The organism is Paraburkholderia phytofirmans OLGA172 (assembly GCF_001634365.1).
Lineage (GTDB): Bacteria > Pseudomonadota > Gammaproteobacteria > Burkholderiales > Burkholderiaceae > Paraburkholderia.
This window is the reverse complement of sequence record NZ_CP014579.1, coordinates 1,888,234-1,911,841: the sequence shown is the minus strand read 5'-3', so window position 1 is coordinate 1,911,841 and position 23,608 is coordinate 1,888,234. Positions and strand designations below refer to the sequence as shown.

19 protein-coding genes and 1 pseudogene are annotated in these 23,608 nt (G+C 61.5%); 15 read left to right on the top strand and 5 right to left on the bottom strand.

Annotated elements, in window-relative coordinates; genetic code table 11:
• Positions 1 to 90: 90 nt before the first annotated feature.
• A complete protein-coding gene (locus AYM40_RS28585; RefSeq protein WP_063499460.1) occupies positions 91 to 975 on the bottom strand; it encodes a LysR family transcriptional regulator in 885 nt (294 codons plus the stop codon).
• 101 nt (positions 976 to 1,076) lie between these two features.
• Here AYM40_RS28585 and AYM40_RS28580 point away from each other — a divergent pair, with 101 nt between their 5' ends.
• The 6 genes from AYM40_RS28580 to AYM40_RS28555 all read left to right on the top strand — a co-directional run bounded on the left by AYM40_RS28580 (position 1,077) and on the right by AYM40_RS28555 (position 7,323).
• The gene (locus tag AYM40_RS28580) at positions 1,077 to 1,949 is read left to right on the top strand and encodes a pirin family protein (RefSeq protein ID WP_063499459.1); all 873 of its coding nucleotides are present in this window, start codon (positions 1,077 to 1,079) and stop codon (positions 1,947 to 1,949) included.
• A gap of 344 nt (positions 1,950 to 2,293) precedes the next feature.
• Positions 2,294 to 3,193, top strand: coding sequence for a LysR family transcriptional regulator (locus AYM40_RS28575; RefSeq protein WP_063499458.1), 900 nt, complete (start codon positions 2,294 to 2,296; stop codon positions 3,191 to 3,193).
• 131 nt (positions 3,194 to 3,324) lie between these two features.
• A complete protein-coding gene (locus AYM40_RS28570) occupies positions 3,325 to 3,999 on the top strand; it encodes a histidine phosphatase family protein (protein WP_063499457.1) in 675 nt (224 codons plus the stop codon).
• A 186-nt stretch (positions 4,000 to 4,185) separates the two neighbouring features.
• On the top strand, positions 4,186 to 5,202 hold the full coding sequence (locus AYM40_RS28565) for a phosphotransferase (RefSeq protein ID WP_063499456.1): 1,017 nt from the start codon (positions 4,186 to 4,188) through the stop codon (positions 5,200 to 5,202).
• Between the two features lie 43 nt (positions 5,203 to 5,245).
• A complete protein-coding gene (locus AYM40_RS28560) occupies positions 5,246 to 6,010 on the top strand; it encodes an SDR family oxidoreductase (protein WP_063500770.1) in 765 nt (254 codons plus the stop codon).
• A gap of 68 nt (positions 6,011 to 6,078) precedes the next feature.
• Complete coding sequence (locus AYM40_RS28555) at positions 6,079 to 7,323, top strand: acyl-CoA dehydrogenase family protein (RefSeq protein WP_063499455.1); 1,245 nt, start codon at positions 6,079 to 6,081, stop codon at positions 7,321 to 7,323.
• A 69-nt stretch (positions 7,324 to 7,392) separates the two neighbouring features.
• On the opposite strand, the gene AYM40_RS28550 is transcribed toward AYM40_RS28555, so the two are convergent.
• Positions 7,393 to 8,085: a TetR/AcrR family transcriptional regulator gene (locus AYM40_RS28550; protein ID WP_063499454.1), complete on the bottom strand. Its 693-nt coding sequence runs from the start codon at positions 8,083 to 8,085 to the stop codon at positions 7,393 to 7,395.
• 63 nt (positions 8,086 to 8,148) lie between these two features.
• Here AYM40_RS28550 and AYM40_RS28545 point away from each other — a divergent pair, with 63 nt between their 5' ends.
• A complete protein-coding gene (locus tag AYM40_RS28545; RefSeq protein ID WP_063499453.1) occupies positions 8,149 to 10,278 on the top strand; it encodes an alpha/beta hydrolase fold domain-containing protein in 2,130 nt (709 codons plus the stop codon).
• Positions 10,279 to 10,847: 569 nt separating this feature from the next.
• A complete protein-coding gene (locus AYM40_RS28540; protein ID WP_082855361.1) occupies positions 10,848 to 11,999 on the top strand; it encodes a porin in 1,152 nt (383 codons plus the stop codon).
• A 46-nt stretch (positions 12,000 to 12,045) separates the two neighbouring features.
• Here the strand turns inward: AYM40_RS28540 and AYM40_RS28535 are convergent, their stop codons facing one another.
• Positions 12,046 to 12,819: a Crp/Fnr family transcriptional regulator gene (locus AYM40_RS28535; RefSeq protein ID WP_236720975.1), complete on the bottom strand. Its 774-nt coding sequence runs from the start codon at positions 12,817 to 12,819 to the stop codon at positions 12,046 to 12,048.
• A gap of 181 nt (positions 12,820 to 13,000) precedes the next feature.
• Here AYM40_RS28535 and AYM40_RS28530 point away from each other — a divergent pair, with 181 nt between their 5' ends.
• The 6 genes from AYM40_RS28530 to AYM40_RS28505 are packed head-to-tail and all read left to right on the top strand — an operon-like array spanning position 13,001 to position 19,578.
• Positions 13,001 to 14,644 (top strand): fatty acid--CoA ligase, encoded by a 1,644-nt coding sequence (locus AYM40_RS28530; protein ID WP_063499452.1) that lies wholly within the window; start codon positions 13,001 to 13,003, stop codon positions 14,642 to 14,644.
• A 30-nt stretch (positions 14,645 to 14,674) separates the two neighbouring features.
• Positions 14,675 to 15,154, top strand: coding sequence for a MaoC family dehydratase (locus AYM40_RS28525; RefSeq protein ID WP_269465776.1), 480 nt, complete (start codon positions 14,675 to 14,677; stop codon positions 15,152 to 15,154).
• 47 nt (positions 15,155 to 15,201) lie between these two features.
• Positions 15,202 to 16,908, top strand: a complete 1,707-nt coding sequence (locus AYM40_RS28520; RefSeq protein WP_063499450.1) for an alpha/beta fold hydrolase — start codon at positions 15,202 to 15,204, stop codon at positions 16,906 to 16,908.
• Between the two features lie 60 nt (positions 16,909 to 16,968).
• Positions 16,969 to 17,391 carry a phasin family protein gene (phaP, locus tag AYM40_RS28515; protein ID WP_063499449.1) on the top strand — a complete coding sequence of 141 codons (423 nt, stop codon included), beginning with the start codon at positions 16,969 to 16,971 and terminating at the stop codon, positions 17,389 to 17,391.
• Between the two features lie 58 nt (positions 17,392 to 17,449).
• The gene (gene phaZ, locus AYM40_RS28510; protein WP_063499448.1) at positions 17,450 to 18,292 is read left to right on the top strand and encodes a poly(3-hydroxyalkanoate) depolymerase; all 843 of its coding nucleotides are present in this window, start codon (positions 17,450 to 17,452) and stop codon (positions 18,290 to 18,292) included.
• Between the two features lie 5 nt (positions 18,293 to 18,297).
• A complete protein-coding gene (locus tag AYM40_RS28505; RefSeq protein ID WP_063500767.1) occupies positions 18,298 to 19,578 on the top strand; it encodes a DUF445 domain-containing protein in 1,281 nt (426 codons plus the stop codon).
• 72 nt (positions 19,579 to 19,650) lie between these two features.
• Here AYM40_RS28505 and AYM40_RS42800 read toward each other — a convergent pair.
• Both AYM40_RS42800 and AYM40_RS28495 read right to left on the bottom strand, forming a co-directional pair.
• A pseudogene (locus AYM40_RS42800) lies at positions 19,651 to 19,806 on the bottom strand (transposase); the annotation flags it as partial.
• 174 nt (positions 19,807 to 19,980) lie between these two features.
• Positions 19,981 to 22,716, bottom strand: coding sequence for a LuxR C-terminal-related transcriptional regulator (locus AYM40_RS28495; RefSeq protein ID WP_063499446.1), 2,736 nt, complete (start codon positions 22,714 to 22,716; stop codon positions 19,981 to 19,983).
• 394 nt (positions 22,717 to 23,110) lie between these two features.
• Between AYM40_RS28495 and AYM40_RS28490 the strand changes: the two genes are divergently transcribed.
• Positions 23,111 to 23,533, top strand: a complete 423-nt coding sequence (locus AYM40_RS28490; protein WP_063500766.1) for an ACT domain-containing protein — start codon at positions 23,111 to 23,113, stop codon at positions 23,531 to 23,533.
• Positions 23,534 to 23,608: the final 75 nt, after the last annotated feature.

Here is a 23,608-nt window from a genome sequence, read left to right as displayed (position 1 = left end):
CACCGATCTGGATATCGAAATGGACAATCTGTCCTGGTGGACCGACATCCTCCTTAACAAGCTCCGTGCGGCCAGATCGCGGCAATCAGCCTACTTCCCCAGTTGTGCAATGAAGGCGCGGGCAGCCGGTCCCGGCGGCGCGTCTTTGCGGTAAACAACCTTCATCGGCATCATCACGTCGCGCGGTAGACCTTCAAGGCGAATCTTCACCAGCGTGCCGCTTTCGAGCTCCGCCTTGACCATGTGCAGGGGCATATGGCCCCAGCCCAGGCCCGCCTTCAGAAAGGCATGCTTGGCCCCCAGATCCGCGAGCCTCCACGTCGAGGTGGCCAATACACCGAATTCGCGTCCCTGGGACAGTGCGGTTCGGTCGCTCAGGACGAGTTGCACGTGCTTCTTGATTGCGGCCGCCGAAATGACGCCTCGGAAACTGGCGAGCGGGTGAGAGGGACTGACGACCGTAACCAGTTCGAGCTCGCGCAAGGATTCGACCTGCAGTTCGTCCGTCACGATCGGCAGAGTGCCAATCACGCCAATGTTGCACATCTGATCAAGCACCAGTTTCATCACACCACCCAGCGCCTCGACATAGAGCCGCAGCGGCGTGTGCGGATAATCCTTTTGGGATTGAGCCGCCGCGCTCGTCAAGCTGTCCATGGGGTACATCACGTCCATCGCAACGGAGAGCTCGGGCTCCAGACCCTCTCGCATCGCGCGCGCTCGCGCCTTGAAGCCATCGATCGTGTCCGCTACGGAACGGGCGTCAAGCAGCAAGCTCTTGCCTGCGTCGGTGAGTTGCGGGTAACGGGCAGTGCGGTCGAACAGCTTCACCTCGAGCTGTGCCTCGAGATTCGCGAGGGTCTGGCTGACCACCGATTGCGCGCGCCGGAGCTTCCGTCCGGCTGCTGAGAAGCTGCCTTCATCGACTGCCGCGATGAAGGTCCGGATCTGGTCCAAGGTAATGCCGTCGAGCATATCCATCGCTCCTGTCGATATATAGGATCTAAAAATATAGGCTTTTAAGATGGAGTACAAGCCCTTACCTTACGTGTATCGCGTTTTCTTGAGGTAGAGCCATGAACATCGACACAGCCGTACTCAACCCGATTCCTGAAACAACGCTGGCGCCGCGCCGGATCGCTTTTCGCACCCGTGGCAGTGCGCACGGCGGCATTGCTCGTCTGGCCAGTCCCTCCGATATCGGCGAGTTGATCAAGCCTTTCGTGTTCCTCGATCACGCCGTGGTCGTGCCGACTGGCAAGCCGATGTTCGGGTTCCACCCGCACTCGGGCATCGCAACCCTCACGACCGTGCTGAGTGGCGGAATCTCCTATGCGGACACGACCGGCAAGCATGGCGAACTTCCAGCCGGCGGCCTCGAATGGATGAAGGCCGGCAATGGTGTCTGGCACGACGGAAACGTATTGCAAGGCGAACCCGTACGTCTCTTTCAGCTCTGGGTCGCCCTTCCGCCCGCGCTGGAGAATTCGCCGCCGGAAAGCCAGTACATCTCGCCAGCCCAGGTCCAGCGGGATGGTCCGGTCCGCGTCATCCTCGGCCGCTACGGATCGGCGGCGAGCGATATCCGCGCGCCTGAAGGCATGAACTACTTCCATGTTGAACTGGGCGCTGGGCAGACGTGGCGATACGTGCCACCTGCCGGGCACAGCGTCGCGTTCATGGCGATCGACAAGGGCCGGCTGAACGCATCCGAGCCGATCGAGGCAGGGGAACTCGCCGTGTTCGAGGAATCCGACGGGGCGCCCATCGAGCTGCATGCGGAGGGCGCGACGTCGTTTGTCATCGGCTCCGCTATCAAGCATCCCCACCCCCTTGTGCTCGGCCACTACTCGGTGCACACGAACCCGGACGCGCTTGCACAAGGTGAGGCCGAGATCCGCCGCATCGGTCGCGATCTGGCCGCGCAGCGTCGCACCGCTGCGGCGTGAAAAACCTGATTCGCGCTTTGTACGGAATGGTCCTGTATTCCGCGAAAGCCATGCCGCAGGGGCAGTCCGCCGACGTGTTCGCCATGATCCGTGAAAATTTATAGGCGTTGCCGGGTTAAGCGGGGTGGGCGGACGAGTCGATCCCCGTCTTTGCGATCGCGCGGAGACGAGGGATAGGTGTGCGCGAAGCGTCCTCATTTCCCGGTTTGGCTGTTTCGCACTGGCAGGAGTAGACTCGCCGGGTTTGCTCCGTGATACCACACCGATCGGCGCTTTGCGCCGATGCATGCGCGTGAACGGGAGGAGTCGAAAATACAGTTCGAGTGGCGTCGGGGAATTCGAAAATGCGTCTGTCAAAGGTTGATCTGAATCTCTTCGTGGTCTTCGAAGCTGTCTACAGAACGCGAAACCTGACGCGCGCAGCGGAGCTGCTGTTCATCACTCAGCCTGCTGTCAGCAATGCGTTGGCGCGCATGCGCAAAGCATTCGACGATCCGCTTTTTGTCAGTACGTCGGCCGGCATGATGCCGACGCCCGTTTCGGAAAACATCATCGGCCAGGTTCGCGAGGCGCTGCAGCTGCTTGACTCGAGTACTCACGTCGGGGGACGCTTCGACCCCGCCTCGTCTGAGCGTACGTTCCGGCTCAGCATGACCGACCTCACGGAGGCGCTCCTTCTGCCTGCACTGGAGGAGGTGCTGCAGCGGCTGGCGCCCGGCATCCGCATCGAAAGCTACTTCACGACGCGCAGAGAGGTTCCGGAAGCATTAGCCAGCGGTGCGGTCAATCTTGCCATCGACGCGCCGCTGATTGACGACCCCTACCTCGAGCAGGGGCCGCTGGGTCGCGACCGGTATGCGTGCATGCTGCGCCACGACCATCCGTTCAAGAGGAAGAAGCTGACGATCGACGACTACCTCGGGTTCGGTCATATTCACGTATCCAGCCGCCCCCAGGGACCTGGCCTTGTCGATGCGGAAATGAACAAGCTGGGCCTCAGGCGATCGATTCAGACGCGGGTTCAACACTATATGGTCGCTCCGTTGATCGCGATGCGAACCGATCTCGTCCTCACGGCCCCCCTCGTGCTCCTGCAGCGCTATGACGCGCGAATCCTGGAGCTGCCGTTCGATCTTCCGGATCTCGAGTCTCATTGCTACTGGCATCGAAGCGTGACCGGGGACCCGGCGCATCGCTGGTTGCGCGAGCAGATTGCCCGCCTCATGCAGGAAATGAACCAGTAGCCGGGTCTGCGGGGGCCTGGCGGCCATAGGTCCCCGGTGTCACCAAAATTTATGGCGAGCTATCACAACAATCAATTTCCTGAATGATGCGGCGCTGGGTATTCTGCTAGCCATACTGAGACGAGGATGGCATGGCAGAACTCTATCTTGTACGGCATGGCCAGGCGTCTTTCGGCGCCGAAAATTATGACGAGCTATCTCCTTCCGGCCGCACGCAATCACGTTGGCTCGGCGAGTACTTCGCGCAGGCGAAATTGCGCTTCGATCGCGTTGTCATCGGCACCATGCAGCGGCATCGGCAAACGGCCGATGCCATTCTCGCCGCAATGGGTGGCCCGCAAGTCGAGATCGCCCACGACGCGGGTCTGAACGAATACGATTTCCAGGCATTGTTCGCCGCCCTCGGCGAACAGGGCATGCCGCTGGGTTTGTCGGTCTCAAGTTCGAAGAAGGACTTTTACAAAGGGCTCCGGCACGTGCTGCAGCTGTGGGCCGATGACCGCTTGCCGGGCTCTGTTCCAGAGACATGGCATCAATTCCAGACACGTGTCCAGCGTGCGCGCCTCGATATCCAGCGGGCCGGCGGCAAGCGCGTTCTGGTGGTGAGTTCGGGCGGTCCGATCGCGGTAACCGCCCAACAGGTTCTGCAGGCGCCTGCTGCGGCCGCGATTGCACTGAACATGCAGATTCGAAACAGCAGCGTTTGCCAGTATGTCTTTAACGACGGCGCGATGTCGCTAGTCAGCTTCAATTCAGTGCCTCATCTCGAACATGCCGAGCGGCATGAATTTGTCACCTACGGCTGACCTCGATCCGGATTCTCACTCAATGAACCACCCCCACGCTCACTCACGTTCGCTGCCCCCCAAGGGGGCTGTTGCCTCCCTCGGGACGGCCCAGCGGGAGAAAATGAACCACCCCCAAGCTCACTCACGTTCGCTGCCCCCCAAGGGGGCTGTTGCCTCCCTTGGGACGGCCCAGCGGGAGGCAACATGAACGGCAGCCTTCATTTCGACATCGAAGATCTCTCACGTTATCTGACGGCGCACGTGTCCGGATTTCAAGGGCCGTTGTCCGTCGAGAAATTTCCCGGCGGACAGTCCAATCCGACGTTTCTTTTGAAGGCGCACAGCGGGCGCTACGTGCTGAGGCGTCAACCTCCCGGCGCACTGCTCAAGTCCGCCCATGCCGTTGACCGTGAGTTTCGCGTGCTGTCGGCGCTCGGCCGAACACCAGTCCCTGTCGCGCGTGCCTGGCACCTTTGCGAGGACCGCGACGTCATCGGCAGTCTGTTTTACGTCATGAGCTACGAAGATGGGCGAATCTTCTGGAATCCGGCGCTGCCCGAAGTCCCCGTCGAGGAGCGCGGCGCCATCTACGACGCACTGCTCGGCACGATGGCGGCGCTCCACGACGTGGATATCGACGATGCCGGATTGTCGGACTACGGCCGCCCGGGCAACTATTTCGCGCGTCAAATCGACATCTGGACCAGGCAATATCGCGCCGCGCAGACCGATAAATTGGAGGCGATGGAGTCGCTGATCGAGTGGCTGCCTGCGCACTGTCCGGCGGAAGCCGGAAAGCAGTCGCTCGTGCACGGCGATTTCCGTATCGACAACCTCATTTTCATGCGCGATGCGCCGCAAGTTCGCGCTGTTCTCGACTGGGAGCTATCCACGCTAGGCAATCCTCTGGCTGACATTGCGTACTTCTGCATGTGTTTGCGGCTCCCGCCCAGCAGTCATATCGCCGGACTCGAGGGCTTGAATCGAGAGGCGTTGGGGGTGCCGGACGAGGCGTCGATTGTCGAGCGGTATTGCGAGCTGCGGGGCATTTCGTCGATTGAGAACTGGAACTTTTACCTGGCGTTCAGTTTCTTCCGGCTCGCCTCTATCGCGCAGGGCGTGAAGAAGCGGGCCTTGAGCGGTAACGCATCGAATGACAAGGCGCGCCAGGTGGGGGAGATGGCTGAAGTGCTTGCGAAGATGGGCGTTGACCTGATCTGAAGACAGGCAGGAGAAGCGGAACGTAGACATATTGGAGGAGATTGTGACTACTAATTTGTTTGACCTGAAAGGAAAGATTGCGCTGGTGACGGGCGCGAGCCGCGGTATCGGTGAGGAGATCGCCAAACTGCTCGCCGAGCAGGGTGCCCATGTGATTGTGTCGAGCCGCAAGCTGGAAGATTGCGAATCGGTGGCGCGCGAGATCAAGGAAGCGGGCGGGAGCGCTGAAGCGCAACCGTGCCATGTCGGGCGTGTCGAGGACATTCTCGCGATCTTCCAGCATATTCGCGCACGGCATGGCCGGCTGGACATCCTCGTCAACAACGCGGCGACGAATCCGTATTTTGGCCACATTCTCGACACCGATCTGACGTCGTTCGAAAAGACGGTGGAAGTCAACCTGCGCGGTTACTTCTTCATGTCCGTGGAAGCGGGCAAGTTGATGCGGGAGCACGGCGGCGGCGCGATCGTCAACACGGCTTCGGTCAATGCGTTGCAGCCTGGCGACCGGCAGGGAATCTACTCGATCACCAAAGCCGCCGTTGTCAACATGACGCGGGCATTCGCGAAGGAGTGCGGGCCGTTGGGGATTCGAGTGAATGCGCTGCTCCCGGGACTGACCAAAACCCGCTTTGCGGGGGCACTGTTTGAAGACCAGGCCATGTACGAAAACTGGATGTCCAAAATCCCGCTGCGGCGTCACGCGGAACCTCGTGAGATGGCGGGTACCGTGCTTTACCTGGTGTCCAACGCTGCGAGCTATACCAATGGAGAGTGTGTCGTCGTCGACGGTGGACTGACGATCTAGTCACGTGGTCGAGGCACGCCGTTGGCTGATGCGTCGACGACATTAACCAGGAACAAGGAAGAGTAAAAATGGATTTTGCATATAGCCCGAAAGTCGAAGCGCTGCGCACCCAGGTGCGTGCGTTCATGGACGCTCACATCGTTCCGCGCATCCGCCAATGGCACGACGAAGTGAGTGCAGGTCAATATCCGGTTTCCTTTATGGAAACCTTGAAGGAGCAGGCACGTGAAGAGGGTCTCTGGAACCTGTTCCTTCCGCATCTGCGCGATGACGAGCCCGGTACCCGCCTGACGAATCTCGAGTACGCGCCGCTGGCTGAAATCATGGGGCGGGTGTCGTGGGCGTCCGAGGTGTTCAACTGCAATGCACCGGACACGGGCAATATGGAGTTGCTCCATATGTTTGCCACGCCCGCTCAGCGCGAAGCGTGGCTCAAGCCCCTTCTTGACGGCAAGATCCGCTCGGCGTTTGCGATGACGGAGCCGGCTGTGGCCTCCTCGGACGCGACCAATATCACGACGTCGATTCGTCGTGATGGAGATGACTATGTCATCGACGGCCGCAAGTGGTTCATCACGAATGCAGCGCACCCGAATTGCACGCTCTTCATCGTGATGGGCAAAACGGATCCGGACGCACCGAGCCACCGTCAGCAGAGCATGATTCTCGTGCCCCGCGATACACCCGGCGTCAAGGTGATCCGCAATATCACGGTGGTCAATCACGTGGCACCGGAAGGCCACTGCGAGATCGAGTTCAAAGGCGTGCGCGTACCTAGGGCTAATCTCCTCGGTGAAGAGGGCGGCGGCTTTGCGCTCGCGCAGGCGCGCCTTGGCCCGGGACGGATTCACCACTGCATGCGTTCGATCGGCGCCGCGGAGTTGGCGCTTGAATTGATGGTGGAACGGGCCCAGGCTCGCACGACATTCGGAAAGAAGCTGTACGAGCACGGGGCCGTCGCCGAATGGATCGCGAAGTCCAGAATCGAAATCGATCAAGCGAGGCTGTTTGTTCTCAAAGCCGCGTGGATGATCGACAACGTGGGTGCGAAGGAGGCGCGCAAGGAGATCTCGATGATCAAGGCGCTCGTACCGAGTGTTCACACCGCCGTTTGCGAGCGGGCGATGCAGGTGTTTGGCGCGATGGGGCTGAGTCCCGACACGCCATTGGCTGATAGCTGGACGTGGGGCCGTGCGTTGCGGTTCGCGGATGGCCCGGACGAAGTTCACTTGCAGAGCATTGCACGTATGGAAATCAAGGCGCAGCCCTATGAGCCGGGGAAGGATAGTCCGTACCTGACGGCGTCGGTGTAACGCATAGGGTCATTTCCAAAAAGTGGCCTTGCGGGGGGGCCTTGGGTTTCCGACGCGTGGGCGAGACGACTAGCGCTCGCCGTCAGATCCGCCTCCCAGCAGGGACCGCGTTTCCTTCGACGGTTCTGCCGCGAGTACGCTTTCAAAGCTGTCCATCAAGCTGGACACCGCGTATTGCGGCGACCAGAGCCCTCCCGAATCGCCACTGTCCCGGCTCGCTTCCCACGCTGCCAGTGCGGCATTGCCGTAGATGCTGACGAGCGACAGCCGGTGGTCGACGATGGCTGCCGGAATCTCGGCAAGCAGGTCCCGGAGCAGGGCGTTGCAACGCTGATAGCCCAGATTCCACTTGTTTTCCAGCGCTTCCCGCAAGAACGCGCGGTTGTTCAACTGCAAGTTGGCGATCATGCGGATGTACGTCGCCTGACCCGTACGATCCGCCAGCTCAAGCATCGGAAAGAGCAGCGCGCCTAATACCGCTCGCACGGTTATCCCTTCCTCCGCCTCCAGTCTGTCGAGCCGCGCCTGACGGTCTTCGTCTATCAGACGCGCGCCGTCGACGACCAGCTCACGTGCCAGTTCCAGTTTGTTGCCGAAGTAATAGCGCAGCGAGGCGCTGTTGCGCTGCCCAGCGGCGGAGATGATGTCCTGCACGGACACGCCGTCCAGTCCACGCAGCGCGAACAGGCGCTGGGCTTCTTCTTTTAAGCGAATTCGTGTCTCCGCCCCATCCGAGCGAAGGGTTTTCCCTGGCGTTGTCATTACTTTACCGTGTCGAGTTAATTAACTAAACTTGAATAACTAACCGAGAAGGAGAAACTTAGTATGAAAGTCATAGTTGTTGGAGGAGGCATTGGTGGCTTAACGACCGCTCTGGCGCTGCTGCGCCACGGCATCGAGCCGATTGTACTGGAGCGCGCGCCGCAATTGACCGAGGTCGGGGCGGGTGTCCAGATCGCTGCGAACGGCACGATTGTGCTGCGGGAATTGGGGCTCGAGCCGGCGCTGGCGAGCATTGCGACCGTGCCGGAGCGCTTTGATTACCTCGAGTTGTCAACGGGACGTCTCCTGTACGTTGCCCCGCTCGGCAAGGAGGCAGAGGCCCGTTACGGCGCGCTGCTCTACAACGTCCACCGCGCCGACCTGATCGACCTGCTCGCGAAGGCCGTGCCGCCCGGTGTGATCCGGCTGGGGGCCGAATGCGCGTCGGTTTCCCAGGATGACGAGGGCGCCTGCGTCACGCTGCAAAACGGCGAAGTGATTCGTGGCGACGCCGTGATCGGCGCGGACGGCATTCACTCGGCCGTCCGGACGGCCCTCCGCGGACCGGAGGAGAAGCAGTTCGCCAACATCCTGATGTGGCGCTCGCTGATCCCTGCCGACCGGCTCAAGGGTCTGAGGCTGCCGGTGGCGGGGAACAACTGGTTCGGCGTGGGCCGGAATATCGTCTCCTACTGGGTGCGCAAGGACCTCTACAGCATTCTTGCGTCGGTGCCGGCAACCGAAGTGAGTCGCGAGTCGTGGACGCAATCGGGCGACGTCGCGCAACTGCGGCGCTCGTTCGAGGGGGCCGAGCCGACCGTCCAGAAAATGCTGGAAGCCGTGGACTCGACGTTCATCACGGGGATGTACCACCGGGATCCGATCGAACACTGGAGTACCGGACGGATCGCGCTGCTGGGCGACGCCGCGCATGCAATGGTGCCCTACCTGGCGCAAGGCGCCTGCCAGGCGATCGAAGACGCCTGGGTGCTCGCCACCTGTCTCGCGAACCATGGCCCGGCTGGCGTTCAGGACGCGCTGCTGGAATACGAACGGCGCCGTCAGCCGCGTACGACGCGGATTCAGGCGGGCGCGCGATTTGTCGTCGATTGGGCCCACGAGCCCGACGAGGCACGGGTACGCCAGCGTAATGGACGCCTGAAGGGACTCTCGCGGATCGATCCGCTGGCCGAGGCTTCGTGGTCGTTCGCCTGGGGGCACGACGTCCTCGAGGCCGCCAGGCTGCCGCCGGGCGAGGTCGTTGGCTTGAGCGCGGCACGCGAAGGAAAGCGGATGGTGCGCCCCGAGAGCCAGCGCGCTTTCGATCTCTGGAAAGGCGTGTTCAAGCCGGATGACATTGCGCGCGGCGACCGGGGGCAGCGTGCAGCCTACGAACGGTTCCTTCTGGAGCAGTTCCCGGCGCCCGCAAGCACCGAAGCGACGGACGTCGATCTTCACGGGGTGAGCGCGTTGCGCGTGGTTGCGGCGGGAGCAGGGCACAAGGCGACCGTGTTGCACTTCCACGGCGGCGGCTACGTGCTCGGAACGGCTAAGAGCTCGGTTGAATACGCCAGCCGTCTCTCGCACGCCCTGAACGGTCCGTGCTACACGGTCGACTATCGCCTCGCGCCCGAGCATCCGTATCCGGCGGCGTTCGACGACGCATTCAGCGCTTATCGCGGCTTGCTCGCTGCGGGTGTCGATGCGTCGACGGTGTTCCTGAGCGGCGAATCGTCCGGCGGCGGCCTGGCACTCGCGCTGGCGGCTGCGTTACGTCGCGCGGGCCTGCCGTTGCCGGCCGGCGTGATTGCAATCTGCCCGCTCACCGACCTCACGCTTGGTGGCCCCTCCGTCATGGCGAATTCGGGAGACGACCCGGCCGCGAATCGCGAGACGCTTTCCAACCTCGTCGCGTCTTACTTCCAGGGCCACGAGCCGACCGATCCGATGGTGTCGCCGCTGTTCGCGGACCTGGCCGACCTTCCGCCGGTATTCCTTTCGGCCGTGAACGGAGAGGTGCTGGAAAGCGACACGACTCGCTTTGCGGAGCGGGCAAAGGCAGCCGGCGCGAACGTGCAGTTGAAGATGGTGGCCGATTCGGTTCACGTCTTCACGCTCTTCCCGTTCCTGCCGGAAACCGCTGAGACGCTCGAAGAAATCGGCCGGTGGAGCCGTCAGCTCCTTCAGAAGTAGCACGACGCATCCGCCTCGCGAATTGCGACATGAAGTCGAAGCGCTGGCCGGATTCCTGCGGCAGCGCTGCGGCATCGCCCGGGGCGAGCGCGTGGGGCTGGCGTCGCCTTCGTCGGCGAGCACGCGACGGAACAAGAAGGTGAAACGCGGAGTCGCATGCCCAATTCGAAGGCCGCCCCTGAAATATGGCGGGGGAGAGGTTCTCGTTCTATGGCGCCTGTGCGATCTGCTTTGCCAGGCGCCAGGGTTATCCCGCACGCCTGTTCAACGCGGCGGAATAAGGCGTGCCGCGGTGGTCGCTGCGTTCGCAGCACGGAATGTAAATTTTCTGGCAGTTGCAGTCCCCGTTTCCGGGCAACGTGTGGTTGTGGGCACAACGCCTCGATCGGAGCCGGTGCCTCCAGAGGACGAAGTTTTCGTCGAGCCGGCAGGTTGATCAAGTCGTCTCGACCCATCGAGTCACGCAACGCGAATAAATCAAGCGCTCGAGCTCCGCTGGCAATAAATCAGGTCTAGATGTTATTCATATAGTTCGTAGTGCAACATAATCATAATATTGGAGTCTGTAAATGAGGAAGGTAAGGAGATTGTCCGGAAAGGTGTTGCATCGACGCAAGGCCGGCTTGTTGGCTGCCATCATGTCGACTGCGACGATGTACTCCGTCCCAGCAGCGGCGCAGTCGTCGGTAACGCTTTTCGGCCTCGTCGATCAGGGAATTCGGTACGCGACTCATGCGGATCCGCAAGGCGATTCTCGCGTCCAGCTCGCCAACGGCGCAAGCGAGAGCGCTTGGGGACTCAAGGGCGCGGAAGACATCGGCGGCGGAACGAAGGTCGTGTTCCAGATCGAGAATCGCTTCTTCCCGAATTCCGGGGCGACCGACCCCGCTTATCCGTTCTTCAACACCGCATTTGTTGGCGTGCAGTCGAGCAGTTACGGGAAGCTGACAATGGGCCGCCAGCTCAACCCACTTGCCGACGCGGTTCTGAGCGCCTTCATCACCAATCCATGGCTGCCGACTTTCTACCAGTTTCGGCCGGAAGTCACGATGGCTCAGGGCGTGTGGACCAGCAACATGGTCAAGTACGCGGCGCGATGGCAATACTTGACGACTGAGGTGTCCTACGCGTTTGGTGGCAATGCGGGCGCATTCGGCTCGGGAAGTCAGATTGGGGCATCGATTCTCTATCTGCCCGGCGCACCATTGCGTCTGGCTGCCGCGTACCTCGACTCGCGCGATGCCGTGAACGGTTCCGCGCACTTCAAATCCTGGACGGCAGGCGGGTCCTATTCGTTCGGCGATACGACGGTCATGGCCGGCTGGGCCGTGAACAGGCAGGACGCCAAGTTCGTCGGCAATTTCCCTAACGGTCCCTTCAGCCAGCCGGAATTGTCCGCGCTGGAATTCAATACGTTCAGTGCCCGGCAGATGTTTTATGGTGGGGTCACACAGCTGATCGGGAACGCGACGCACCTTTCTGCGAACGTGTGGCGCACGATTCAGACCGGGAAGACGCAGGCAGCCAACGGGAACGCGACGCAATTCCAGCTGCTCGCGGACTATAACTGGTCGAAACGCACGGATACCTATCTGGAAGCCGATTACTCGCTGTACCGCGGCGGAATGGTTGGCGCACAGTTCCAGGGCATCAACGCCCTGAGCTCGGCGTACGGCACGACCCAGCTAGGCATCACGGCTGGCTTGCGGCATACGTTCTAGCGCCGGGACGGCGAGCGGTTCGAGAGTGCACCGGCGGGAGCGATCATTAAGAATCCTGACAGGACGCGAGGACGTCCTTCGAACATATTTCGATTCGACCATACCGGAGAGCGATCGCTCCTTTTTCGGCCAATGCCTTGAGCTCCAGCGACAGTGTCTGGCGCGTGATGCCCAACATCATGGCCAGCGTGTCCTGCGAGACGCTGACGTTCTGGCGACTCTGCGGCCACATGGTCACGTCGCCCGACGCGAGCAGCAGCAGGCGGCGGGCAACGCGTGCGCGTGTCGAGTGCAGCGTGGCATCTTCGATTATGCGATAGAGCCAATTCATATGGATGGACTGCAACTCGGCGATGGCCCGGAGGAACGCCTGACTCTGCATCAGTTCGTCAAAGGCAGGTGTCCTGACCACGAAGACGGTCGATCGCTCGATCGCGACGACATCGCGCGGGCGTGGGTGGCGACCGGTCATGGAGGTCTGTCCAAACCAGTTGCCGGCCTCGATGACGGCCAGGATCGCCTCCTTGCCGTCTTCACGAAGCGTAAAGGCCTTGAGTCTGCCGTCCTTGAGACCATAGAAGCCGCTCGGCGTATCTCCCCGGCGGAACAGAAATTCGCCAGGCTGCAGCGCGATCAATTCGCTTCGTTGGATAAGCGCCTCCTGCTCGGCCGCAGGCAAGGAGCAGAACCACTGGTTTGCCCGCATTTCTTCGGACGTTTCGGTCATGAATGCCATGTTGAAGCGGTCAATGTACACATCTGCTGAAAACACGACGGAGGATCGCAAGTCCAGCGGCGAGACGCGGGAAGTACGGGACATGCGAACGCCTGTCTCCCCAGACTGTATCCCCCGGCTGTATCCGCAGCATTCCCCCATTCGGGGGGTACTTCCCGAGCCCTGACACTCGGATCATTGTGCGAACGCGATGCCACGGCAGGCAGAGAAAAATAAGTAGATCAGTATTCGCTGGCAATCCATTGTTGGACTAAAGGAGATATCGATGCAGGACGAAGTCAAGACGCAAGGGTCCACGGCCTACGCCTATCCGTTGCTGATCAAGCAGCTGTTGCTCACGCCGTTCGTTCAGGCGCAGGACGAGGAGATCGTCTACCGGGATCAGTTCCGGATGACCTATGCGACGTTGCGCGAGCGTATCGCACGCCTCGCCAACGGTTTGAGCCAGCTTGGCGTGCAGCACGGCAGCACGGTTGGGGTGATGGATTGGGACAGCCACCGCTACCTCGAGTCCTATTTCGCCGTTCCGATGATGGGCGCTGTCTTGCAGACCGTGAACGTGCGTCTGTCCCCGGCGGAAATCGCCTACACGATCAATCACGCCGGCGCTGAGGTCCTGCTGGTTCACACGGATTTTCTGCCGGTCGTCGAAGCGATCAAGGACAAACTGGAAACGGTGCGTACGTTTATCTGGATCGATGAGCCAGGTAGCGAAGCGGGTGCACACAGTATTCCCTTCTCGGCTGAATACGAGTCGATGCTGGCGGCGAACAGCACGAGCTACACGTTCCCCGATTTTGACGAGAACACGCGTGCAACGACGTTCTACACCACCGGTACGACCGGTCTTCCCAAGGGTGTCTACTTTACGCATCGGCAACTGGTGCTGCACACCATCACCCTGATGGCGGCACTGGCGAGCCCTGTCTCGGGACAGCGTTTCCATCGTGGCGACGTGTACATGCCACTCACCCCGATGTTTCACGTCCACGCATGGGGCGTGCCGTATATCGCCACGGTCATGGGTGTGAAGCAGGTCTATCCCGGGCGTTATATGCCGGACCGGCTCGCGCGACTCGTGCGCGAAGAAGGCGTCACGTTCTCGCATTGCGTCGGCACGATCCTGCACATGCTGCTCTCGTGCGAGGAGGGCAAGGCGACGGACATGAGCAAGTGGAAGGTCATCATCGGCGGCGGCGCGTTGCCGCAAGGCCTCGCCAAGGCGGCGCTGGACCGGGGCATCGACGTGTTCGTCGGCTACGGGATGTCGGAAACCTGCCCCGTGCTCAGTCTCGCGCAACTGCCGCCCGGAGCCGAAAAACTCGACGCCGACGAGCAGCTTCGCCTGCGCTGCAAAACGGGCCGGCCCGTTCCGCTGGTTGACCTGCGTGTCGTCGACGACAACATGGACCAACTCGTCCACGACGGCAATGCCACCGGCGAGATCGTCGTGCGCGCCCCGTGGCTCACACAGGGCTACCTGAATAATCCCGAAGCTTCCCAGCAGCTTTGGGCCGGCGGCTATCTCCATACGCAGGACATTGCCAATATCGATCCGACGGGCAACATACAAATCACCGACCGTTCGAAGGACGTGATCAAGTCCGGCGGCGAGTGGGTTTCGTCGCTCGAGATAGAAAATCTGATCTCGCAATACGCTGGCGTTTCCGAGGTGGCCGTCATCGGCATCAAGGATGAGAAGTGGGGCGAGCGGCCAGTGGCGCTGGTCGTGCTCGAGGAGGGGATAGCAGTCACGGAGGACGACATCAAGCAGCACGTACTGTCGTTCAGCACATCCGGAAAGATATCGAAATATGCGGTGCCGCAGATCGTGAAGTTCGTCGATGCACTCGGAAAGACGAGTGTCGGCAAGATCAACAAGAAGTGGCTGCGCGAGCAGTTCGCCTGATTGGCGAGCAAATTTCCGGGAGTGGAAGCGATGAGTATGGGAAATGACTGCGTCGGGAATTACAGCGTCGCCACCATCGGCGACTTCGTGGGTCGCGAGCTGGGGGTGTCGGACTGGGTGGTGGTCGATCAGGCGCGCATCAATGCGTTCGCCGAGTGCACGGGCGACAGGCAATGGATTCACGTGGACGAGGAGCGGGCGAAGCGCGAGAGTCCGTTCGGCGGCACGATCGCACACGGTTATCTGACGCTGTCGTTGCTGGCGGCCATGGCGATCGAGATCGGCATGGTTCCAAAGGACGCTTCGGCGGGCCTCAACTACGGTCTGGACAAAGTGCGCTTCATGACGCCCGTCAAGGCAGGTGCGCGTGTGCGTGGTCGTGTCACGCTCGTGTCGGCGCAGAGCAAGGGCGGCGGCCGCATCCTCATCAAGGCAATGAACGAGTTGCAGATCGATGGCGAGGACAAGCCGGCACTGGTGGCAGAAACCCTCGCGATGCTGGTCGCGTGATCCATGACTTTTTGCATAGCGGAAGATTTTCCCGAAGGAGCGGCAAAATGGCGGTAACGACTGAAAGCCCACGGCAAAGCGAAAAGGCTGATGATCTCGCGGCGTCGGCTGCCGAGGGAGCGCTGGGTCCCAATCCCTTTGTCGGCCTGCGGCTGTGCGATATCGTCGCAACCGCGCAGCAAATCGGCGCTCAGGCATGGCGGCAACCGGGGTTGGTCATGGAGCAGGAGGTGGCTTTCGCTCGCGAGCTTTTCGGGCTCGTCTCGGGTAGTGCGGAATCGACACCGCCCAAGGGCGACAAACGCTTCACCGACGCCGCATGGCAGAACAATTCGCTGTATCGCGTGACGCTGCAAGGCTACCTCGCGTGGCGCAATGCCCTTGCGGGTTTCGTCGAGCGCTCCGGGCTGGATCCCGATAACAAGGAGCGGGCGCGGTTTGTGATGTCGCTGATTACCGACGCGGCGTCCCCGACCAACACGCTGCTGGGCAATCCTGCGGCGCTCAAGAAGGTCATCGATACGGGTGGCGCCAGCCTGCTGGACGGCTGCAACAACATCGTAATGGACCTGCTCAAGAATCGCGGCATGCCCGCGCAGGTCAACAAGACGGCTTTCGAGCTCGGCAAGAACCTCGGTACATCCACCGGCGCGGTCGTTTTTCGCAACGAAGTGCTGGAACTGATCCAGTATGCACCGACGACACAGGACGTCTACAGCCGGCCGCAACTGATCGTGCCGCCGCAGATCAACAAGTTCTACATCTTCGATCTGTCCGAGGGCAAGAGCATCGTCGACTACCTGGTGAAGAACGAACTCCAGATGTTTGTCGTCAGTTGGCGCAATCCGACCGCGGCTCAAAGCCACTGGGATCTGGACACCTATGTCAGCGCGCTCGTGGAAGCCATCGCGGCTGTGCGCGAGATCACCGGGTGCGACGACGTCAACCTGCACGGCGCCTGCTCCGGTGCGATGACCATCTCGGCTTTGCTTGGACATCTCGCGAGCCGGGGGGATGCCACGGTCAATGCCACCACACTGATGGTCGCCGTACTCGACAATACCGCCGACTCGCAACTCGGCCTCTTTGCAACGCCCGAGGCCATTGCGGCGGCCAAGCAGCACAGCATTTCACGCGGGGTGCTAGCGGGCGAGGAGATGGGGCGCGTCTTCGCCTGGATGAGGCCCAACGATCTGGTATGGAACTACTGGGTCAACAATTACCTGCTGGGCAACGCACCGCCCGCCTTTGACGTCCTTTACTGGAACAACGACACGACCCGGCTCCCGGCGAAGCTGCATGGGCAATTGCTCGACATTTTCACGCAGAACCTCTTCAGCAAGCCAGGCGCGCTGACGATACTGGGCACGCCGGTCGATCTGTCCCAGGTCAAGTGCGACAAGTATGTAGTGGCAGGCATGACGGATCACATTACGCCGTGGAAGGGGGTGTACAACACCGCCACGACGTTTGGCGGCAATACCCGTTTCGTCCTGAGTTCAAGCGGTCATATCCAGAGCCTGATCAATCCTCCCGGCAATCCGAAGGCGAAGTACTACCTCAACCCCGAGTTGCCGGCGAACGCCGATGCGTGGCTTGCCGGCGCACAGGCTGAAACGGATTCGTGGTGGGGCAACTGGAGAGACTGGCTGGTCGCCCGCTCCGGCGACAGGCGGGCAGCGCCAGCGGAACTTGGCAGCGAACGGCACCCAGCCGGTGTGAAAGCACCCGGGACTTATGTTTCGGAAACCTAACCGGAATCATCGCCGGATAGCGAAAACGAATTTATTTGCAACTACTTTAACGGAGTCGTCATGGCAGCAACCCAACCCAGCAATATCTTTGGTGAATATACGAAGCTCATCACGCAGTTCAAGCTGCCGGGCCTCGACGTAGCCGCCATCCTCGAAACGCGCCGCAAGGACATTGAAGCGCTCGCCGAGGCGAATATGACCGCGCTCGCGGGTGTGCAGCAACTCGGTCAGAAGCAGATGGATATCGTCCGTTCGACGATGACTGAACTGCAATCGCTCGTTACCCGCTTGAGGCCCCCCGGCAGCGAATCCGCTGCGGCTACGGGCGAAGGCGTTCAAAAGACGCTGCAAAAGGCATTCGTGGACATGCAGGCGCTCACGGATGCGGCGTACCGGGCTCAAACCGACAGTATCGCTGTGGTCACGAAGCGCTTTGCGGAGCATGTCGAGGAGCTGAAAGCGCTCATGCAGCCCAAGAATTGATCTGGCTGGCGGGTGCGAGCCGCCGCTACAACGAAGCGTCCAACCAGAGACCAACCGGATGACCGAATTTCAAACAAGCGCGGAGTGTGTCGACGCCATGCAAATTCAGACGATCGATCTGGACGGCCAGGTGCTGCGTGTCGCAGTCCGGCGTGGCAGCGACGCGTCGCCGCCGCTGCTCTTATTCAATGGCATCGGCGCGAATCTCGAACTGGTTGAGCCATTCGTTGCGGCACTGGATGACGTGACAGTCATCGTCTTCGACGTCCCCGGCGTCGGCGGCTCGCCCGTCCCCTTGATCCCGTATCGGTTCTCGACGCTTGCCGTCCTGTCCGACAAGCTCCTGACGCGGCTGGGTTACGCCGGCCCCGTCGACGTGCTCGGCGTATCGTGGGGTGGGGCGCTGGCCCAGCAGTTCGCGCACCTTTACCCCCGGCGCTGCCGCAGGCTGATTCTCGCGGCCACGTCTCCCGGGGTGATCATGGTGCCGGCAAGGCTGTCGGTGCTTTCGAAACTGATCGGGCCGCGACGCTATACCGATCCGGCCTACCTGCGGCAAATCGGGGCGGAGATATACGGGGGCGCCTACCGCCACGATTCCGCGCTGCTCGATGCACATAGCCGCCATATCCAGGCGCCACGCGGCCGTGGTTACCTCTACCAATTGCTGGCTGCCTCGGGTTGGACCAGCTTGCCCTGGCTGGGCGCGCTGCGGCAAACGACGCTCGTCATGCATGGCAACGACGACCCGATCGTGCCGCTCACGAATGCAAAGATTCTCGCGGCAAGGATTCGGAATGCGACCCTGCATGTGATCGATGACGGCCATCTATTTTTAATCACCCGTGCAGGTGAAGTCGCGCCGGTGGTGAAGCGGTTCCTGCGGCAGGAGGCGCATTGAGTTCCGTGAGCGCGCGGGACGGGAATGCCGGGCACGCGGAGCTTGACCCAACTGGGGACGAGAAGCTCGTCCGGCTGAAGCGCATGCGCACGACGGCGACCTGCTTGCTCGCAGCGATGATCGTGCTACTCCTCACGTGTGTGGCCTGGCAGGCTGCGTATCCGTGGCTGGAGTGGCCCCGTGCTTTTGCCGAGGCGGCTACAGTCGGTGCGATTGCGGACTGGTATGCCGTCGTCGCGTTGTTCCGGCACCCGTGCGGGATCCCGATCCCGCACACAGCCATCATCCCGAAGAACCAGCAGCGCATAGCCGAGAGTCTCGGCGGTTTCATCGAGGAAAACTTCCTGACTCCCGAAGTCATCGTCGGGCGGCTGAGTGGTTTCAATGCGGCACAAGCGCTGGCGGGGTGGCTCGCAGTACGAGAAAACAGCGCGCTGATCGCGGATGGGGTGGCCGGCTCGCTACCCCGCCTGCTTGAGGACATAGACGAGACGGACATCGAACATCTCTTCGAGCGACTCGTGATTCCGCGATTGCGCACGCTCCAGGTATCTCGCATGGCGGGCCAGGTCCTGAATATCCTCACCGAAGGCAACCGTCATCAGCCTTTGCTGGATCGCGGATTGAGCGCCGTGGAAACGTGGTTGAGCACCAACGTGGATCTGATCAAGGCGAAGTTCAGCGCGGCGTCAAAATTCACGCCGGCGCCGTTGGACGCATACATCGTCAACAAGTTTGTCGAAGGCATCGTCGCGCTCATCCATGAGGTCGCGGCAAATCCGGAGCACGAGCTTCGGCGTCGGTTCGACGTGGCGGTGCAAGATCTGTCCAGCAACCTGCGGACCTCAGCGGTTTATCGCCGGTTTGGTCGACTGGTGCTGCGCGACTGCATTCGGCATCTTGAAGATGGGCGCTACTATCGCGTCCTGCTCGATCACGTCCGGGCGCACGTGCTTGCCGATCTCGGAAGCGGGCGCTCGGCGGTGCGCGACATGATCGCCGGTACCTTCGTAGCCATCGGTAAAGGCGTGGCGAGCGAGCCCCCCATTCAGCACAAGTTGAACGCGTGGTGGCTCGATATTGCCAACCTGCTCGTGCTGCGCCACCGCCATCAGCTGACGGCGCTGATAACCGACGTCGTGAAAGGCTGGGACGCGAAGGAGGTAAGCCGCAAGCTCGAGGCCGAGATCGGTCGGGACCTGCAGTACATTCGAATCAATGGCACGTTTGTCGGTGGCACGGTGGGCGTCCTGATCCATGCATGCGTATTGCTTGTCGCGCGGTAAGCCAGGTACTGTCCGCGCAGCGCGGGCGGCCCGCACAAGCCCGTTATGGGCGTGAACCGGCGCTAGAGCGTGTTAGGAACTTTGCATAATAGGTCCGGCATGAACGAGCATAAGCATGGCAAAGACGACGAAGTGAACGCCGGCCAAGGTTTCGGGCAGGCGCTCGTAGTCGCGTGCCAGCCGCCTGAAGCGGTTGAGCCAGCCGAAGCTGCGCTCGACCACCCAGCGCAGCGCGTTGAACATTTCGCGCAGTTCGTATCGGCGCTGCGGTGCGTCTTCGTTCATCAAGGTCAGGTAGGGAGTGGCGAAACTCCATTCCTCGTCCGAAACATCCGTCGGGTATGGCTTGCGTTCTGTCATCCCGCCAGGTTACCAGGTCTGACCGAAAGTGCCTAACACGCTCTAGCTATGTTTGACCAATCCGAGCGTCTGCGCGCGAGAGACGGCTTGGGCGCGTTTGTCGACTTCCAGCTTCGTAAAGATGCTCTTTACGTGGGACTTGACCGTTTCAGGTGTGATCCCGAGCGTACGCGCAATTTCCTTGTTTGACTGTCCCTGTGCGATCAACTCGACGATGCCGCGCTCTCGCGAGCTGAGGCGATCCCGCTCGCCTTCTCGCTGGGGCTGGCTGTTGGGTTCGTGCAGTCTTCGCCAGTTATCCAGCAGACGGTCTAGCCAGGTCACTATTGCCGGCGCTGTGGCCGTGGTGCGGGCGCTGTCGCGCGCCAGCTTCAATAGCGGGCCGATCTCCGGCCCGTGATCGACAATCGACTGGCAGATCCCGGCAGGCGCCCCCATCCTCGCAACTTCGCGGAATATCTCGAGTGCCCGATCGCGCTCGCCTGCATTCAGCCACGCCAGCGCGAGGAGGGTCCGCAGCCGCAGCGCGAGGTAAGTGCCGTGAAGGTGTTCGAGACGCTCCAGTGCACCGCTCAATATCTCGACCGCTTCCCCGGTCTGCTGCCGTCGCATCGCGAGGCACGCAGCCCCGAGGTCCCGGTAGTTCTCGATCTCCGGCGACACGGGAGTGGACGATCCGGCGTTGGAGGTGGCCAGCTGCCGCAGCTGTGCCACGCACGCGCCCGCTTCGGCAAGCCTGCCTTCTGCAAGATTCAGCCGGGTTCTTTCCGCGAGCGCGGCGGCAATCAGCCGGTTCCATCGACGTGCCTGCCCCAGCGCCTGTGCACTGTCGAGCAAGGCATGCGCGTGTGCAAAATTGGCGCGTGCCACGGCGATTCGAATGAGTATGCGATAGCTGATCAACACGCTGTCGAGAAGCACGGCAAGTTCAATGACCGGCATGAGCTCGACGAGCTGCGCTTCAGCTTCGTCCAGCCGGCCCTCCTCATAACGCAATTGGGCGATCATCGGGGCGCATAACGCCACCGCTATCGACTGCGGACCCGAATGGTGTTCGGCAAGCTCCATCGCTTCGCTGAAACGGCGCTCCGCGAGCGGAAAGCGCAGTTGCTGCATTTCCACATGGCCGAGCAGGCAAAGCCGATAAACCGTGGAGAATACGCTGCGTTGGTCTTCCTCGATCGAGTCGGGAATCCACGGTGTGGCGTGAAGGGCCTCAAGATTACCCGCTTTCCAGTGGGCGAAGCGCGCTACGTTTGAGACCGCGTTGGTGGTCCAGGAATCGCGCGACGGCCGGTCCAGATATCGTTGCGCGAGCGAGAGCGCCCTTTGCGGGTCATCCTGCAAGGCTGCAAGTGCCGAGCGAATGGCGACGCACTCCCATCTGACGCGGTCAGCGTCGATACCCTTGCCGGCGGCATCGCGTTCGATCGAATCCAGCATCGAGGCCGCGTCATCGAAGCGCATGGCGAGGACCGTGCCCCAAGCCGTCGCAAGCGTGACCGTGATCTGTGCCCGCATCAGGTCGGATGGGAATTGACGCTGCCAGCCGACCAGCGTGAGCAGATCGCCTGCTTTGAGGAGGGACATGGCGCAGTGTTCCATGAGGCGAATGGCATCGTCGGTTGCGCCGGCCGCAATGGCATGCCTGACTGCGTCGGTCCACTGGTGCTCTGCCGCGTACCATTGCCACGCGCGGCGATGCAGTTCGGTGATCTCCTCGTGGTAGCAGGCCTCCAGCCGACGCCGGAGGTACTCGGCCATCAGCGGGTGATAGCGGAAACAGTGTCCTTCCAGGTCCAGCGGTTCGAGCAGCAACTGGCGCGCGACAATGGCGTCCAGCATGGTCTGGCTCGCCTTGAGGCCGGTGAGCGCCGCGCAAAGCGGCGCGCTCAGGCGATCGAGTATTGCCGTACGCAGCATGAACTCGAACATTTCGGTCGGTAAAGAGCGAAGGATGTCTTCGAGGTAGTCTGCAAGCGGCCGCGATGCGCCGGTCGGAGCGCCTGCCTGCCAGCCTCGGGGGCGATCGTTCCGGGCCAGCACCGACGCGGAGATGCGCAGCGCGGCAGCCCAGCCTTCGGTGGTCGCGAACAGCGACTTCACCTCCGTAGTGCGGAGCTTGCCGGGGCATTCGTGCTCGACGAAGCGGCGCGTCTCGTCGAAGTTGAATCTCAACGTCGACGCGTCGATTTCCAGGAGCTCGTTGCGGGCTCGCAGCCTGGCCACAGGAAGAGGGGGATCCGTTCGGGTGCACAGCACCACGTGGACCTGCGAGGGCACGTTGGCAATGAAGAGCGACATTGCTTCGTGAATCGGTGCCTCGCTTATCAAGTGGTAGTCGTCGATGAAAACGTAGACCTCGTCGTCGACGTCGACAAGCTCGTTAATCAGCGTCGACGCGAGTGAATTCGCCGGCACAAACAACGCTTCGGCGGTCAAGCCGATCACTGAGGCGCCGACGTTGCCACAGGCTTGCCGTAATGCGTGCGCAAGATGATTGAAGTATCGAGCGGGTTCGTCATCGTCGGCGTCGAGAGAGAGCCAGGCAACCCGCGCGCTGCTCGTCCCGAGCACGCTTAGCCAGGTGAGCGCGAGCGACGTCTTGCCAAATCCAGCGGGAGCCTTGATCACCGTCAGGCGCTTCATTTCTGTCTGTGCGGCAAGGGAGGCAAGGCGCGGACGATCTATCAAACCGGCGGGCAGGCGTGGCGGAAAGACCTTCGTGGCGAGGAACAGAGGTGGCCTGTTCGGGAACGTCGCTTCTGTCACGTGCATCAATTGCTCCAGGTGTTCGGGTTGACCCTGGCTGCCATCCCCGTCCATGCAATCGTGCGCCCCTTTAAGGGGGATTCTGCGTTGTGTCGCGCCCGGACACTATGGATTGCAGCGAGGAGATCGGAATTCCATAGCTGGACAACGGTGCGGCAAGCCAGCCGGTAATGGGTGATTGCCCCCGGGGGGCGCGGCCTGAACCGGTGTTCTTCTCACGAAATGATACGCCCAACCACCTTGAGGGACGAGACCTGTCTGCCGCGGCGAAGCGTATTGCGGTGTACAAACCCGGGCCGCCCGAAGAACGCGATGCCGCGCGTGGACGCGCCGGTCTTGATTGCGTGCCGTTCGTGAAGTAGATTTTGATTGGGAGATGTGTCAGGCGGGAGGGATTGCCATGGAACTGAGCGTAGAACGCGTCGATGTTTGGGCCGCTGCCATCGAGGACAAACCGGGTGGGCTTGCGCAAGTGTTAAACGCTTTGCGGGATGCGGGCGTCGACTTGCAGTTCGTCATCGCACGCCGCACGCCGGAAGCATCGGGCAAGGGGGTCGTGTTTGTCGCACCGCTGCAGGGGGAGAGGGAGATTCAAGCGGCGGCACAGGTGGGGTTCACCGTCACCCCGAGCCTTCACTCCGTCCGTGTAATGGGTCTGGACCAGCTGGGGATCATCGCGCAATTGACCCAGATGCTGGCAGACGAGGGGATCAACCTCCGTGGCGTTTCCGCCGCTGTACTTGGCACGCAGTTCATTGCTTATCTCGCGGTCGACTCGTTGGCCGATGCCGAAAAGGCGATGGACACTCTACAGCGGGCCTGAAGAGCCCATGCCGGACCGCGAACTGGCCTGGTTCTTCCTGTCGAGGTGACACGCAGCCGCCGCAGTCAGGTCGTG

Coding starts and splice junctions, on each gene's coding strand:
- AYM40_RS28585 (WP_063499460.1), bottom strand. CDS start 975: ATGCTCGACGGCATTACCTTGGACCAGATCCGGACCTTCATCGCGGCA.
- AYM40_RS28580 (WP_063499459.1), top strand. CDS start 1,077: ATGAACATCGACACAGCCGTACTCAACCCGATTCCTGAAACAACGCTG.
- AYM40_RS28575 (WP_063499458.1), top strand. CDS start 2,294: ATGCGTCTGTCAAAGGTTGATCTGAATCTCTTCGTGGTCTTCGAAGCT.
- AYM40_RS28570 (WP_063499457.1), top strand. CDS start 3,325: ATGGCAGAACTCTATCTTGTACGGCATGGCCAGGCGTCTTTCGGCGCC.
- AYM40_RS28565 (WP_063499456.1), top strand. CDS start 4,186: ATGAACGGCAGCCTTCATTTCGACATCGAAGATCTCTCACGTTATCTG.
- AYM40_RS28555 (WP_063499455.1), top strand. CDS start 6,079: ATGGATTTTGCATATAGCCCGAAAGTCGAAGCGCTGCGCACCCAGGTG.
- AYM40_RS28550 (WP_063499454.1), bottom strand. CDS start 8,085: ATGACAACGCCAGGGAAAACCCTTCGCTCGGATGGGGCGGAGACACGA.
- AYM40_RS28545 (WP_063499453.1), top strand. CDS start 8,149: ATGAAAGTCATAGTTGTTGGAGGAGGCATTGGTGGCTTAACGACCGCT.
- AYM40_RS28540 (WP_082855361.1), top strand. CDS start 10,848: ATGAGGAAGGTAAGGAGATTGTCCGGAAAGGTGTTGCATCGACGCAAG.
- AYM40_RS28535 (WP_236720975.1), bottom strand. CDS start 12,819: ATGTCCCGTACTTCCCGCGTCTCGCCGCTGGACTTGCGATCCTCCGTC.
- AYM40_RS28530 (WP_063499452.1), top strand. CDS start 13,001: ATGCAGGACGAAGTCAAGACGCAAGGGTCCACGGCCTACGCCTATCCG.
- AYM40_RS28525 (WP_269465776.1), top strand. CDS start 14,675: ATGAGTATGGGAAATGACTGCGTCGGGAATTACAGCGTCGCCACCATC.
- AYM40_RS28520 (WP_063499450.1), top strand. CDS start 15,202: ATGGCGGTAACGACTGAAAGCCCACGGCAAAGCGAAAAGGCTGATGAT.
- phaP (WP_063499449.1), top strand. CDS start 16,969: ATGGCAGCAACCCAACCCAGCAATATCTTTGGTGAATATACGAAGCTC.
- phaZ (WP_063499448.1), top strand. CDS start 17,450: ATGACCGAATTTCAAACAAGCGCGGAGTGTGTCGACGCCATGCAAATT.
- AYM40_RS28495 (WP_063499446.1), bottom strand. CDS start 22,716: ATGCACGTGACAGAAGCGACGTTCCCGAACAGGCCACCTCTGTTCCTC.
- AYM40_RS28490 (WP_063500766.1), top strand. CDS start 23,111: ATGGAACTGAGCGTAGAACGCGTCGATGTTTGGGCCGCTGCCATCGAG.